The sequence below is a fragment of the Clostridium hydrogenum genome (genome assembly GCF_021432385.1).
Classification (GTDB): Bacteria; Bacillota; Clostridia; order Clostridiales; family Clostridiaceae; genus Clostridium_S; species Clostridium_S hydrogenum.
Map to the genome: position 1 here is coordinate 631,592 of NZ_JAEACT010000004.1, position 15,790 is coordinate 647,381.

11 protein-coding genes are annotated in these 15,790 nt (G+C 31.2%); 3 read left to right on the forward strand and 8 right to left on the reverse strand.

Going from position 1 to position 15,790, the window contains the following annotated elements; genetic code table 11:
* Nucleotides 1-253: 253 nt before the first annotated feature.
* The 4 genes from CUEA01_RS21145 to CUEA01_RS21160 all read right to left on the reverse strand — a co-directional run bounded on the left by CUEA01_RS21145 (nucleotide 254) and on the right by CUEA01_RS21160 (nucleotide 8,437).
* Nucleotides 254-1,303 carry a response regulator transcription factor gene (locus tag CUEA01_RS21145; protein ID WP_234124025.1) on the reverse strand — a complete coding sequence of 350 codons (1,050 nt, stop codon included), beginning with the start codon at nucleotides 1,301-1,303 and terminating at the stop codon, nucleotides 254-256.
* Between the two features lie 21 nt (nucleotides 1,304-1,324).
* On the reverse strand, nucleotides 1,325-3,664 hold the full coding sequence (locus CUEA01_RS21150) for an ATP-binding protein (protein ID WP_234124027.1): 2,340 nt from the start codon (nucleotides 3,662-3,664) through the stop codon (nucleotides 1,325-1,327).
* 304 nt (nucleotides 3,665-3,968) lie between these two features.
* The gene (locus tag CUEA01_RS21155; RefSeq protein ID WP_234124029.1) at nucleotides 3,969-4,751 is read right to left on the reverse strand and encodes a GNAT family N-acetyltransferase; all 783 of its coding nucleotides are present in this window, start codon (nucleotides 4,749-4,751) and stop codon (nucleotides 3,969-3,971) included.
* Nucleotides 4,752-5,254: 503 nt separating this feature from the next.
* On the reverse strand, nucleotides 5,255-8,437 hold the full coding sequence (locus tag CUEA01_RS21160; RefSeq protein ID WP_234124031.1) for a LamG-like jellyroll fold domain-containing protein: 3,183 nt from the start codon (nucleotides 8,435-8,437) through the stop codon (nucleotides 5,255-5,257).
* A 323-nt stretch (nucleotides 8,438-8,760) separates the two neighbouring features.
* On the opposite strand from CUEA01_RS21160, the gene CUEA01_RS21165 reads away from it, so the two are divergent.
* The 3 genes from CUEA01_RS21165 to CUEA01_RS25320 all read left to right on the forward strand — a co-directional run bounded on the left by CUEA01_RS21165 (nucleotide 8,761) and on the right by CUEA01_RS25320 (nucleotide 11,094).
* Entirely contained in the window at nucleotides 8,761-8,994 is a 234-nt protein-coding gene (locus tag CUEA01_RS21165; RefSeq protein WP_234124034.1) for a hypothetical protein, read from the forward strand.
* Nucleotides 8,995-9,512: 518 nt separating this feature from the next.
* Complete coding sequence (locus tag CUEA01_RS21170; RefSeq protein WP_234124036.1) at nucleotides 9,513-10,436, forward strand: ArsR/SmtB family transcription factor; 924 nt, start codon at nucleotides 9,513-9,515, stop codon at nucleotides 10,434-10,436.
* Nucleotides 10,437-10,491: 55 nt separating this feature from the next.
* Nucleotides 10,492-11,094 (forward strand): DUF624 domain-containing protein, encoded by a 603-nt coding sequence (locus CUEA01_RS25320; protein ID WP_407929280.1) that lies wholly within the window; start codon nucleotides 10,492-10,494, stop codon nucleotides 11,092-11,094.
* Nucleotides 11,095-11,355: 261 nt separating this feature from the next.
* Here the strand turns inward: CUEA01_RS25320 and CUEA01_RS21175 are convergent, their stop codons facing one another.
* The 4 genes from CUEA01_RS21175 to CUEA01_RS21190 all read right to left on the reverse strand — a co-directional run bounded on the left by CUEA01_RS21175 (nucleotide 11,356) and on the right by CUEA01_RS21190 (nucleotide 15,688).
* Entirely contained in the window at nucleotides 11,356-12,801 is a 1,446-nt protein-coding gene (locus CUEA01_RS21175) for an arabinan endo-1,5-alpha-L-arabinosidase (RefSeq protein ID WP_234124038.1), read from the reverse strand.
* A gap of 87 nt (nucleotides 12,802-12,888) precedes the next feature.
* On the reverse strand, nucleotides 12,889-13,845 hold the full coding sequence (locus CUEA01_RS21180; protein ID WP_234124040.1) for a glycoside hydrolase family 43 protein: 957 nt from the start codon (nucleotides 13,843-13,845) through the stop codon (nucleotides 12,889-12,891).
* A 32-nt stretch (nucleotides 13,846-13,877) separates the two neighbouring features.
* Nucleotides 13,878-14,720 (reverse strand): carbohydrate ABC transporter permease, encoded by an 843-nt coding sequence (locus tag CUEA01_RS21185; protein ID WP_234124042.1) that lies wholly within the window; start codon nucleotides 14,718-14,720, stop codon nucleotides 13,878-13,880.
* 23 nt (nucleotides 14,721-14,743) lie between these two features.
* A complete protein-coding gene (locus tag CUEA01_RS21190; RefSeq protein WP_234124044.1) occupies nucleotides 14,744-15,688 on the reverse strand; it encodes a carbohydrate ABC transporter permease in 945 nt (314 codons plus the stop codon).
* Nucleotides 15,689-15,790 lie beyond the last annotated feature (102 nt).

Below are 15,790 nucleotides of genomic sequence, written 5' to 3' on the forward strand. Positions count from 1 at the left end.
GCGTGATTTTGACTAGGACGGCCAAAGCCATTTAGGCATCAGGACGATGCATCTAAATGGGTAGCAAATTATAAACGAGCAATTCTTAGAGTCCATTAATGTCATACGCTCATATCAACATTCTTTTAAAACATAGCCTTCATTTTAAACAAAATAAAAACAATGCATATTTAATAATACATTGTTTTAACTTGAAACTTAATGAAAAAAAAAGCTATTATACCCCGAATTTCTTCAGTTTTTGGGATAAAATTTATTTTATTGTTTTTTGTTTCCTATACTGTATTGGTGAAATCCCCAAATACTTCTTGAACAACTTACTGAAGTACTCTGAATCATTATAACCCAATCTATCTGCTATCTCATAACTTTTATATTCACTTTCCGTAAGCAGTTTTTTAGCTCTTTCCATTTTAACCTTTGTAATATAATCTAAAAGTGAAATACCTGTTTTTTTCTTAAATAATTCACATAAATAATTTTTATTCATCTGAAGGTGGCTTGCAATTGCAGATAAGCTAACCTCATTCTCCACGTTATGCAAAACAAATACACTTGTTTTATTTATTATACTTCCGTAGCTTTTGCCAAAATACAAGTAAACAATTTGGCTTTCTAAGTTTCGAATGCATCCAATATAATTTTCTCTCAGTTTTTCTAAAGAATTTAAATCACAATCAGTCAAATTCTTAACACAATTGGTATCAGAAAACTTAATAAACCAAGGCATATTATCATAAATTGCTTTCAAAATCTCCCCTGGAAGCCTTTCAATTAAATTATATATTCTTGTTTTATCATCTTCTTTGCAAATTAACTTATCAAAAATTGAATAAGCTAAATTTTCTATTGATGCTCCACTTTCAAACAGCTCTAGCATTTGTGTAACATCTAACAGAGGATCATATGCTCTTAGTTTTTTCTCTTCTTCTTTCTTTTCCAAGATAAACAATTTTGCTCTTTTAAGTAACTTGCTAATATCATTTAAATTTACAGGTTTAACTAGATAATCAAAAGCACCAAGCACTAACCCTTGCCTAGCATATTCAAATTCACTATATTCGCTAAGAAGCACTACACAAGCTGCTAATTTTTCTTTCATAACTTTCTCAAGTAATTCTACTCCATCTACCATAGGCATGCGTATATCTGTTATAATCAAATCAATTTTACTCTTTTGAAGTTTTAAGAGAGCCTCATGCCCATTTCTTGCTTCATCTACTATTTTAAACCCTGAAACCTCTCCCCATACCTTTAGCCTTTTTAATTGTAGCCTCACTATTTCCATATCATCAACTATCATTACCCTATACACTTTATCACCTTATTCCCTAGGAAGTGTAAAATATACCTTAGAACCCTCATTTAACTTACTTTCAATCCAAGTTCTTCCCATATGCTTTTTGATTATTTTATTTACTATAGCTAATCCTATTCCGCTTCCCTCATATTCTTCTTTATTATGAAGTCTTTGAAACATAGTAAAAAGTTTCTTTACATACTTCATATCAAAGCCAGCCCCATTATCTTCTACATAGAAAGTTTGTTCATTACAATTTTGTATGCATCCAACATTGATAATAGCAATATCCCTGTTCTTTGTAAACTTTAAAGAGTTGCTAAGTATATTATAAACTACCTGCCTTATGAGAATTCTATCTGCATTCACAATTGGCATTGTGGTTTCTATACTGAATTCAATATTTCTTTCTAAACAGGTTGACTTTAATTCATTAAATGCATCTATAAATATACCTTTTATATCTACCTTTTCTTTTTGAATAATTGCCTTAGAAGTAGTTGAATATTGCAGTATTTTATCTATTAGTTTTATCATATCACAGCTCACATTAGAAATATTGCTTATCATATGTATAGCTTCCTTTTCAAGTTTTTCCCCATAATCCTCAAGAATTATTCTACTATATCCATCAATTGCTCTTAAAGGAGATTTTAAATCATGTGAAGCCGTACAAGTAAAAGCTTCTAGTTCTGTTATTGTATTTCTAAGCTCAATAGTACGCTCTTCAACTAGTTGTTCCAACTTTTGATTAATCTTTATAAGCATTTGTTCCGCTTTCTTTCTCTTAGTAATATCTTTTACAAATACGGCTGTTCCAGAAATTTCTCCATTATGATATATAGGATTAAAAAATATTTCAATATCCCTTTTCTCATTTTTAACATAATCCTCAAAATTACATTTTCCATTGCTCATTGCATGATCATAAAAACCCTTCCATCTTTGCGCAATATTATTTGGCACAAACTCTAGTATACTTTGACCATTCCTAGCCTCTACATCGTAATTTCGTTTCATATGTGCCTTTAAGGCTGAGTTAAAATTTAAAATACGATATTCTCTGTCTACTGAATATATTATATCATCTGTACTTTCAAAAACTGCTTCCAATTTCTCTGCCATTTCTAATTTATTTGCTTCTAATTGCTTTAACTCAGAAATATCATGAAACATAACACCTATCTGTTTGCTATTAATTTTAAAAGCATTTACTAATAAATATCTATTAAATCGGTGTGCAAAAGCCTCACATTGTAATGGCATATCAGTTTTTAATATATTGTACAACTTTTTTAGGGTTGATTTATTTCCTCTAAAAGATTCTATATATTTAGTCCCAATAGCATTACATTCTTTCAAGCCAAGCTGCTTATCAATTGCTGGGTTTGCTTTGATTGCCATCATGTCTACAGCCTCACCTTCTTCATCGTACATAAACTCAGCTATAACCATGCCTTCAAGCATCTTATCAAAAATAAGCTTATACTCTTCTTGAACCTCAGCCTGTTTTCTCTCACTTTTTCTAACAAGTTCCTCTGCCTTCTGTTTTTTCTCAAGATAACGTATAGTAATACTAGCTGTAAAGCAGCAAAACATTGTAAGAATAATAAGATATATTATATCTCTTGCATCAATAATTTTTGATATTGCTTGTAAATTATCTTTTAGAGGCATTAAAAACTCTATAAATATTGAAACAAACCAAAATACTACACCAATGATTAAAGTTCTTACCAATATAGTACCATTATACCTTGATGCACTTTCTACATTAAATAGAAATAATTTTTTCACACCTGGTAATAATAGCAATACATCACATCCAATAAGTATAAAAAAATCTTGAATTATTCTTTTTATAAAAAATATATGAATATCCTCAATGCTAATTTGTGTAATAACATGCTTGTACAAAAAATGTGTATTATATTTAATTACTAATGGAAATAGAAAGAAGTATGATAATACAGCTATTAGGAAGCAAACTACCTCTATAAAATAAATATTATAAAAATACTTTTTAGATTTTTTTCTCTTCTCTGCCCCATATCCATGCAATACAAACCAAAAAATAGTAGTGAAAAAATTAACAAAACATGCCCAGCCTTCATTACCCCAAAGATAAAAAGGATGAAATATACTTAATCCAGCAAATGCGCTTATAATTCCATATTTTATTCCCCATGCTTGAGTGACAAGTGCTGGGAATATCAAACTCCAAACAAAATCTAAATAAAACTTGTTTACTTTAAATCTCAAGGTAAAAAACGTTCCAACAAAACCAATTAATCCCAAAATAATTGAAATTAATATTTTATATAAATTCGTAGATACTAAATCACTTACCTTTTTATTTACCATAAATACACCTCAAATTAAACTCATCATTAACAAAAATCAACTTACCCCTTCAGATTAATCTATCAATTCAATAGATGTACAGCACTTATAATTATATCAAAAATATGATAATCATTGAACTTTGAATAATTAAATAAAGATATACCAATTGATTTTGGTAGTTGAGCCGGTATATCTATAAATGTAAAAAAACTTTAAAAGCCTAAGAAATTTCAATAACCAGCTTAAAATATGCTCATACAATTGAAATCTCTAAGGCTTTTAAAGTTTTTTTCTTAAATTAAGTTAATAATTCATTGGAACGTCACTTTAAAGTTACATATATAATTCTATGATTGCTAATGAATCCTGACTTTTCCAATGTTTTTCTTGATGCTATATTTTGGGGATTGCAGCAAGCCATTGGCTTTAAATTATTATTATAGCAATGTTCCTTTAGCTGAGTTATAATATATGTTCCGATGCCTTTTTTACGATATTCCTCTGCCACAATCATTCCTATATCCCCATATTGTTCATTTGATTTAAATATTCTAAATTCACCTATTCCTAGTAGACTGTCACCACTATATAGTACGAATAGCTGATTGTTTTCTATTAACTCTTCATAATAACCTTCAAATGCAGGGTCACATTTTGTTTTTATAGCGGCTATATCATTGCTTTTAGCTAATTTGAAGGACACATCTTTAAAATTAGCCAATTCATATTTTATATTTTTGTTATCAGTAAAAAGATAACAATCTACAGATATACTCTTCTGATAATCAAGACACAAAGATAGAAATTCTGTCTCTTTAGTAGAAACAGCAGCATTTTCAACAATATCATTTGCAATAATATATTCAAAAATCTCTGGTGCATGTGTAAAATACTCTGTAAAAGTATATAATTGTACTAAAGTTTTTTTGGAATCGACGAAAAAATGACCTGCTTTCTTTCCATTATAAATAATTATATAACACTGTGAATTGCCTATTACTACATTTTCCCAGTAACCATCTATTGGCGATGCTAAAGTTTTAATATACTCTTTAGCCAAAATAAATCTTTCTTCTGATGATGTTACTTTTTCTACTTGTATCATGAACTTCCCCCTTTTAATATCTTTTCTTGATTATATATACTTAATACCCTAACTAAACAACTATAGTCTAGCCTAAATAGAATATGAAAACAATATATAAAACAATTATAACTATTCTTTCTTTAAGAGGCCTTAATATAAAAAATAGCAGCCCCATGTACAAATAGTGCTGCTATTCTTAAGAATTTTTTACTCATAAAACTTTGTTAAAAGCAACTTATTAATTAGGCTATATTTTAAATAAGTGTTGATTTTCACACTTATTTAAAACATAGCTTCCTTTAGTAAGTTTAGCTATTTTTAAAAGAATGTTGATGTGATGTGCTCACTTTTATGGACTCTTAGGATTGCTCGTTTATAATTTGCGTAATTTTGACTAGGACGGTCAAAGCCATTTAGGCATCAGGATGATGCATCTAAATGGGTAGCAAATTATAAACGAGCAATTCTTAGAGTCCATTAATGCCATAAGCTCATATCAACATTCTTTTAAAACATAGCATTTAATTATTATAAACAATCATTATCCAATTTATCAGTGGGTCCTGAGCTGCAGTATTTCTTACTGTTACATTTATAGCTCCATCACTTACATCGACATCATTTTTATATACCGTATTTGATATAAACGTGACTGCATTTTTCTTGACTCCATTTATATACAAATCTGCTTTTCTACTGCTATTGTTCCATATATCATTGAAACCTGTATAAATAGTATATGAACCATTTTTTACAGTAAATCTGTAGGTAAGATCTGTACCTGCAGAAGAATTAGCTATATTTCCACCATCTAGATATCTAAGTGTTGAAAAAATGTCTCCACTGCTTGAACCTGCTGATTTAATGCTTGATCCTACATAGCCCCATGGAATTGCATCAGTGGAACTATACTGCTGATCGACAACACTCTTATTAATAATGGTATCCTGCATATATGATGTCATAAGATTATAGTCACTTGTTGAATAGCCACTACAATTTACAAAATATTGTACTTTATTAGGTATTGAATAAATTTTGCAGTTTACAGTCTTATTATTCAATTGCGTAAGTACAGCTTGCAGCGAATATAAACCAGGGTTTGAAAATATAACGCTTGTTATCGTATCAGAATTTAATTTCCATGTTACAGGTGTTGTTATTGCTTTTCCATTTGTTGTAACCTTTATTGTGCTTGGTAAATTCAAGGTTGTCCCAGTAGTATAAGCTTGTGAAAGACCTGAATTAACAGATATGCTTGCTGCATTGTCTAATATACTCAAATCCCAACTATTGTACCATTTTATACTCATATCAGTTCCTTGTCCAAAATCAATAGGCAAGAAAACATATTTAGCACCACCATTAGCACTAAAGTTTCCTCCATTCCAATCGTCACCTACATAAATAAATTTTCCTTTTTCAGCATCAACAGGAATAACACATGCGGTCTGACTATTAAAGGCTTTGTTTGGATCAGGATCTGAACTTGATGTTCTTACGAAGGGATTCTGCATTGTAGACCAAGTTCCAAAAATACTATCTGCTGTTGTATATTCATTTTCATTAGCGGCCCATCCTGTTGCACTTGAAGTTAATAAATAGTACTTTCCATTGTATTTAAACATTGCAGGTGCCTCACGTTGAGAGCCTGGAAATACTCTTGTATAATCAACGCCATAAACACCTTTGTATGTTGTATCACGAACAGCCTTGCCATTGCTATCTACATTACCATCCTTGTGCCAACCTGTAACATCCAAATAATCATCTGTAAGCTTTGAAATATAAATGGTGCGATTTTCCTCGCTGGAGTAAATAAGATAAGCTGTACCGTCATCATCTTTAAACAAGTTCATATCTCTAGCCATTCCAGGGTTACCTGGCTGATAGTCAGTTTGTCCAGCAGGACATTGATCCATACGATAGCTTGCCTGATATACGAAAGGACCAACTGGCGAATCACTTATAGCACATCCTGCTTGAGCTTTTCCATAATCTTGTGCATTGTTATTAGGATCTTTATCTCCATCAACATGCATCCACATTACATATTTTTTTGTTTTATCATTATAAATTACTTTTGGTCTTTCAATAACTCTGCCAATCCTGATATCGGCCCATATATTATCCGTATCAGTTCTGCCTGCATAAAGTTTAGAAATCAGCGGATCATTCTTAAACTGGTCCTTTGATGTAATCTCCGTTAATGCCATGCCTTCATTTTTCCAATTGTACAAATCAGTAGAAGAATAAACACTTACTCCTGCTGATGGCCATGTTCCCGCATGATATTCACCATACCAATAGTATTTTTTTGTATTTAAATCGTAGGTTATACCTGCTCCATGCGCATCTATCGGATTACCGTCTTTATCTATCATTACAGTATCAGGTGTAAAAGCTATTCTCTTAGTGCTTAAACTAAGTGGCTCTGAAATCGTTGATTTCTTTCCATCTACTATAGCACTGATTTTATAATAATATGCAGTTGCTGCAATTAACCCTGTATCTCTAAAACTCTTATCTGTACCACTATAAACCTGAATATATTGTCCATTTAAGCTGGTAGATCTAGTAAGATTATATACAACCTTATCACCCTTTATTCCATGCCACTTGAGCAATGCTGAATTAGTCTTAATTGAATCTGATCTTAAATGTGTAGGTGCACTATAAGCATAGGTATCAGTTTGTACCACATCTGATAATTCTGATTCTCCCGCAGAATTATATGCTGATACCTTATAGCTATATGTTGTATTTGGAGTTAATCCCTTATCCTGATAGGTTAATGCCGTTCCGCTATATATCTTTGAATAAGTGCTGCTAGAACCGACTGCCCTATATAAATTATATCCTGCTGCCTTAGAACAATCTGTCCAGTTTAAGCCTATTTCACTTGTATTTGCCGCTGAAGCTGTTAATCCCGTTGGAACTACTGGAGCCTGAGTTTGGACTAACATTGATTTAATCTCATCGGCACTCAATGCTTTATTATAAACACGAAAATCAGCTACTTGTCCATTTAAAAGTGGATCTCCATTATATAATGATTTTCCAATATATCCACTATAATCTTTAGTTGCATCATATACATCCGATGGTCTTATAGTCATATTGGTGCTTTGTCCAACTTGTGTTCCATCTACATACAAAGTTTCTGTATTTGTATCACCTGAAAGTACCAAAGTAACATTTGCCCAAACATTTAATGGTAGTGTAGTCGCGCTTTGAACCCACTGTTCTTGCTGCCATGAACCTGTAGTAATAGCCCCTCTCACACTGCCACCTGAATCCTTCGTTTGAGAGTTAAGCAATATATATTTATTACTATCAGTTCCAAAACCAAAAATCCAACTATTAGTAACACTTTTATTTATTTTAACCAAGGAACTTATTGTTACATTATTCTGCCCCTTAAGAATGCCATTTGGAATTTTCACATATCCATCTGTACCATTAAAAGTTACAGAATCTCCATTGCCTGTCCAAGTTGCTCCTCCAACCAATGTACCACTATAATTATTACCAGAATAATCAGTAACGTCAGTACCACTGTTTGCATCAAACTTGTACCATAGTAACATATTTGCTTGAGCTGTATCTGCATGCACCACTTCTAACGGCATTCCTGCAAACATACTTACCAAGAACATTAAAGAAGTAATTATAGAAAACGTTTTCTTAATTGATATTTTCATTTTAACCTCCTAATAGTGATAGACCGCTTGAAACTTCAAAATTAATTTGTATCAAAATGTCGTCTTCTAGGCATTATGATGCAAATTGATTTTGGTAGTTGAAATGGTATATCTATAGAAATAGACCGATTTCATTAATTAAAACGGTTTATCCATAATATTATTAAAACTTTACCTCAGGCTGGATTTATATTTATAATCACTTCCTTTCAAAATGCAACATTATACTTACTTTTGTGACTGTAAACATTTAACATCTCAAATTTATTATACATCCAAATATTGGTTATTGAAATACATTATTTTTACCTGTTCTTCAAAAAATGAACGGAATTTGGGGTGCTTTGGTAGCTGATCTTGGTAACATACTTAATATAATAGGTGATATTTCTAATGTAGAATGGATTATCAAGGATATTAGTATTGAAGAAGCTATTTTCCAATGGAAGAAAGTAGCTGATATAGCTGATAATTATAGGGTAAATGCTTATGTTGAACAGGTAACAGAAGAACAAATAAAAGAAGATCCTAATAAATACATTTCTAAAACAGCATAATATTTTAAAATATTATGCTGTGAGCGTGTGAAGTTTTTTGTAAAATAACTTTCTATATTGTTTTAAATATGTATTCTAAAAATATGTATGTCAAAAACGCCTTTAAAACAGGTGTTTTTGGCATATTAAATTTTTTATTCAGTAAGTCTTCCTTAGTTGTTTTTATGCTTTGATTAATGAAGAAAATAAGGCATGTGAAGATATAATTATAGTTTTTTAATTCGTATTGTTTTACAATCTTTTAAACCTATTTATGTAAAAGCCAACATATATTTTAGTATCTACTACCATTAAGTGGCTATCCAATGGTCTTCCTTAAAACAATAAGTCCTAAATCGTTTTATTTTTTATTAAATTAATTAACATTTTATATTTAATATATGGTATAATAAATACAACATAGATGCTTAATATTTAAAGAAAAATGGCGCTGCCGCACTAATATTACTTTATACTCAAAATTTAAATATTCTTAGTGCTCTAGCCCCTTCAATATATCTATAATGAGGAGAATAACAATGATACACATTACTAATTTAAATGATAGTTTACCGCTTTTTAAAGCTTTAAGTTCAGATATTAGAATTCAAATACTAGAATTACTAAGTGAATATAAACAATTGAATATGAATGAATTAGCCGAAAAATTAAATTTAACTAACGGTGCTATTACAATGCACGTAAAGAAGTTAGAAGAATGCGGTCTTATTAAAATTACAACTCTTACTGCAAAACACGGGATACAAAAAATTTGCAATCTTCATGAAGATAAGTTTGTAATAGACATAACTAAGCCAGAGGTTGAAAATTCATATGAACTAGAAATAGGTATAGGTCAGTATTCTGCTTATGAAATTTATCCAACCTGCGGCATTGCAACAAAGGATAAGTTGATTGGTGAAGTTGATAATCCTAGTTATTTTGCAGATCCAGAAAGAATTAATAGCGATATTCTTTGGTTTACTAAAGGGTTTATTGAATATAGAATACCAAACTATCTAAAACCAAACCAAAAATTTTCGGAAATTCAAATTTCAATGGAAATAAGTTCTGAAGCTCCTGGAAATTGCAATATTTGGCCTTCAGATATACACTTTGATTTAAATGATATACGTTTAGGAAGTTGGGTTAGTCCTGGCGACTATGCCGATACTAAAGGTATATTAACACCTTCATGGTGGTTTCCAAACTGGAATCAATATGGCCTTTTAAAATTACTTTCTATTAATAAGTTTGGTACTTTTATAGATGGATTAAAAATTTCTGATGTAACTATAGATGACATTGGTTTAAATTTTAAAAGCGATTTAAAATTCAAATTTTCTGTACCTGAAAATACAAATCACGTTGGCGGTCTTACAATTTTTGGTCAAAATTTTGGTAACTACAGTCAAGGAATACATGTTAGGATAATTTATGAGGGAGGTAATAATGTTGGCTGATGGAGACTATCTAAGCTCTAATAGGCTTATGGACTTACTAAGTTCTATATGTTCTATGTTTGTGGCTAATATATGTTTTTTATTAGCTGCTTTACCACTTACATTGTATATTATTCTTTTTAAAACAATTGACTTAAGAATTCTTTCTCTGATTTGGATATTTTGTGGTCCTGCAGTTACCGCTTTATTTTTAGTAATTAATAAGATATTATTGAAACAAGATTCAGGTATCTTTAAAACGTTTTTTAGTGGCTATTTGAAAAACTTTAGGCAGAGCATCCTAATATCAGGAGTTCAAGGTATACTTTTATTTGTACTATATTTGGATATGAAATTTTTTATGGCAAAGAAAATTTTTATTTTATACGACATATTTATGATATTATCTATTTTAGTAATCCTAATCAGTTTGTATATATATCCGCTATTATCAAGATTTGAAATATCTTCAATTAACCTAATTAAACTTTCTATACTATACTCAATAAAAAAATTTCACATCTTAATAATTAGCTTAATATTATTTTTAATCACTACTTATGTTTCTGTACAAGCTCCCACTATATACCTTTTCTTCGGACCTTGCATAACTTGCTACTTTGTTCTAATGGCAGAAAAGAAAATATTTTTTGAAATTAACCAAACCTTCATAAAATAAGCATAAAACGCGACTGTCGCACAATAAATCAGAGTACAAAGTACAGAGTACAAAGTACAAAGAAGGATGATTTACCTTTCCTTGCGTCAGCTAAATCTTAAACTTAACTGTTGTCAGCTTCGCCGACAGCAGCAATGCCGCGATTGCGTAAGCAATCAAAAATAAGTTATAAGATTTTCTGTAGCAAAGCGGAAGAAAATCATCCTTCTTTGTACTCTGTACTTTATACTTTGTACTTTGGTTTAATTGGTTCGCAATGTTCTATTTAATCATCTTACCCCATATAGAAACTCCATTTTTATTTATCCCAGTAAATACAATTGTTGGCTTCCAATTTTCATAGTCCCAGGATGGAATAACCTTACATTCATATTGCTGATTCTTATCATTTTCATCTTTAATATTTATAATAAGAGTATTTTTACCTGTAAACTTCCAACTTCCATTTGTATTGTTCCACTTAACTTCTCCATTTTCCTTTAAAACCATATCTTTTGATTTTATCTGAGAGTTGTCAACTTTAGATAAAATCATGGCTTGCCAATCACCTGGAATAACGTTTTTATCAATTGTTTGTTCTTTCTCTCCTGCATACCTCTCTGGTGATACCATAGGCCATCCATCATCTGACCATAATATTTTTCTAACATTAAGATAAGGCCAATCAATATCCTTTCCGCCTCTAGCATGATGTACAATATAATACTCACCATCATCATTTAATATAGAATTATGACCAGGAGCTTGCCAACCTTCATCGTTTCCAAATTTATATCCACCAAGCACCTTATTTCCTATGTCAAAAGGATTATCTGTTGTATCCGTCATATCCTTTCCATTTGAATCTACATATGGGCCATCTATATTTTTAGACCTTCCAACTCTCACATTATAATCCTTCATTAAAGAACCATAGGAAACAAACAAATAATAATAATTATACTTAGAATTATATGTTATATAAGGTCCTTCAATAGCTCTATCCACACTAGAATTTCTGCTTGCTATATTGGTCCCATATCCATATTTAAGCAGCTTTCCAGTTTTGTTATCCAATCTTGAAATATATATTCCTGACCAAAAAGAACCATAACACATCCACTCATTTCCATCCTTATCAGTGACTATATTAGGATCTATTGCATTTACATCATCTGTCTCATCAGTTTTAAATACTTCACCCATATCTTCATATGGTCCTTCAATTGACTTGCTTCTTGCCATGCCTATTAAAGACTTATTTACTCCAAACTTTGATGCTGCATAATAAAGATAATAATACTCCCCCCTCTTTACTATATCCGGAGCCCATAATGTTGTTGCGCCTGTCCAAGCAACTGCTGTTTGAGGTACACCATCATTAAAAGCATAACCTACAAACTGCCAGTTTATCAAATCCTTTGATTTTCTTATTTGAATTCCTGGCATTGGTGTTCCTCCTACCTTACAATCTGTTGAAAATATATAGTACGTATCTCCATCTTTAAATATGCCTGGATCATGCACATTTAAGCTTCCCCACTTTTTCTCATTATCCAAAATTGTATCATCATACATTTTTTCTTTTACCGGACTCTTTGGAAAACTCAATTTTGCCATCCCCTTTTCCTTATTTATAACTGGTAACTTAAATATATAAAAATAAATTGCACCTATTAAAATAAGAGCAATTAAAATTCCTGATATCATTATGAACTTCTTTTTCATACGCATTACCTTCTTTTCAATATGCTATGTTTTAAATAAGTGTTGCTTTGCACACTTATTTAAAACATAGTTTCATTTACTTTCTTTTTAATCTCCTAAAGGTGTTCCAAACTCTGGTGTTCCATCAGCTTTCCAATCTATCTTCTGCGCTCTTGCATGACGATTAGGATCATCAAGCGGATCTCCCACTATTTCTTTATAATTTCTAGCATGGTAAATTAAAAGATCTTTCTTGCCATCTTCTGAAACAGTAAAACTATTATGTCCTGGTCCATACTGACCTACTTCATAATCTGTTCTAAATACCGGAGCTTCCGATTTAGTCCAGGATTTAGGATTTAACAAATCACTTGTTTCATCAGAAGTTAACATTCCCATACAATAATTATAGTCTGTTGCACTTGCGGAATAAGTTATAAATATTTTGCCGTTTTTCTTAAGCACTGCTGGTCCCTCATTTACTAAAAACCCTATGCATTCCCATGGATGTTCCGGTTTTGATAACATAACCTGCTTTCCTTTAATTGTCCATGGATTGCTAAGTTCAGCAATATATAAATTTGAATTTCCTTTTATTTTGGGATCCTTTTGTGCCCAAACTAAATATCTTACTCCTCTATGTTCAAAGGTTGTTGCATCTAGAGCAAATGATTCCCAGTTAGTTTTAAGTTGTCCTTTTTCAATCCACTCACCTTCTAAAGGATTAGCTGACGAATTTTCAAGTACATAAATTCTGTGATCAAACATTTCTCCTCTAATATCACTAACTTTGGCTGCTGCAAAATATATATACCACTTGTTATCTATAAAGTGGATTTCTGGTGCCCAAATATATGCACTCATTGCACCATCCTTATGCTTTCTCCAAATTACAGTAGGCGTATCATCTCCTAAACCTTGAATAGTTTTAGATTTTCTTATTTGAATTCTATCGTATTCTGGCACTGATGCTGTGAAATAATAGTAACCATCGCTGTGCTTATACACAAATGGATCTGCTGCTTGTTTCACAATTGGGTTTTTATAGCTATAACTTTCCAACATGTCCCTCTCCCTTGCATTAATAATTTTTATAACTACTTAATACCTGTTATTGCAATTGATTCTATTATCTGTTTTTGGAATAATGCAAATATAACTAATATTGGTACCATTGATATAACAGAAGCCGCCATTATTAATCCGTAATCACTTTGAATAGCGTACATTGAGTTAAAAGAAGCTATAAGTACTTGTACTGTACTATGCTCTGGTGTATTTAAATAAATACTTGGTCCAAGATAATCATTCCAACAACCCATAAATCCTAATATTATTTGCGTTGCTAAGGCTGGCTTTACTAATGGTAAAATTATTTTAAAGAAAATTCTTGTATATGAACATCCATCTATTTTAGCCGCATCGATTAACGAATTTGGTAATCCAAACATATATTGTCTTAAAAAGAATATAGTCATTACACTTCCAAACAAACCTGGAATTATTAATGGTAAAAGGGTATCTATCCATCCTAACTTCGTAAACAATACAAATTGAGGTATCATTACTACCGGGAAGGGTATCATGATAGTTCCAAGTAAAGCTAAAAACATTTTATTCTTACCCTTAAAGTTTAATTTTGAAAAGGCAAAAGCTGCCATACTAGACGATAATGTACCGACAACAGTTACACTTAATGCTACTATGATAGTATTTATAAAACCATTTAAAAGTGGTGTCATCTGAAACACCTTAATATAATTGTCCCATTGTGGATTTTTAGGTATCCATTGTGGCGGAATAGCTAACACTTCTGTCTTAGGCTTCAATGAAGTAGAAATCATCCATGCAAGTGGTAAAAGCATAGTTACCGCACCTAGTGCTAAAACAATAAATAGTATAATATCTACATTTCTTTTTTTACGTTTTTGTGAAACCATTCTTTATCATCTCCTTAGCTAAATCATTCCATGTTAGTATCGCTGTCAGTCTTCATATTGTGCCTAAATTGAACAAACGTTACCACAAATATAAACATCGCCAATATCCATGCCACTGCACACGCATATCCCATTCTAGATTCTTTAAATGCTTTCTGCCATAAATAATATACTATAGTAGCGGCACTATAACTTGGTCCTCCGTTATCAACCATTATACTTGGCTCAACATAAACCTGTGACCCTCCTATAATCCCAGTAATTACAATAAAGAAAGTAATAGGTTTTAATAGAGGCACTGTTATATTCTTTAAAATTTGAAATGCATTAGCACCATCAAGCTGTGCAGCCTCATAATATGATTTAGGTATAGCTTGTATAGCTGCGAGATAAAGTAGAATAGTGTATCCAAGTCCCTTCCACACCATCATCATTACAATTGATATTTTAACTGTAGATTCATTTGCTAACCAATTTGGTCCCTTTATTTTAAATAAATCATATAAAATTTGATTTAATAAACCATAATCACCGTTATATACCCATCTCCATAAAATAGCTATTGCAGTTACTGATGATACAACTGGTATGTAATAAATAACTCTATAAGCTTTAGCTCCAAACATATCCCTGTTCATAGCTAGCGCAAGAAGTAATGCAAGAATGAGTCCTATTGGTATTCCTATCATCATATATATAGTATTCCACAATGACTGCCAAAATCTTCCGTCAGTAAATATTTCCTTATAGTTAGCAAAGCCAACAAAATGCATTGATCCAAGTCCATTCCAATCAGTAAATCCTGCAATTACAGAAAAAACTAGTGGCCCTAAGGCAAATATAAAAAATCCTAGTATGGGAGGCAAAACGAATAAGTATCCTGTTTTTGATTCTTCATAATGTAATCCTTTATTTTTAGGCTTCTTTAGCTTTATATTTTTTTTAGTGTTTATATCAACATTTTGCAAATTTCTCACCCCATTATATTCAAAGTATTGATAAACTATTTGAGCTACCAAAATCAGTTTGTATCAATAGATACTCTTATTTTTGGGCTATGTTTTAAATAA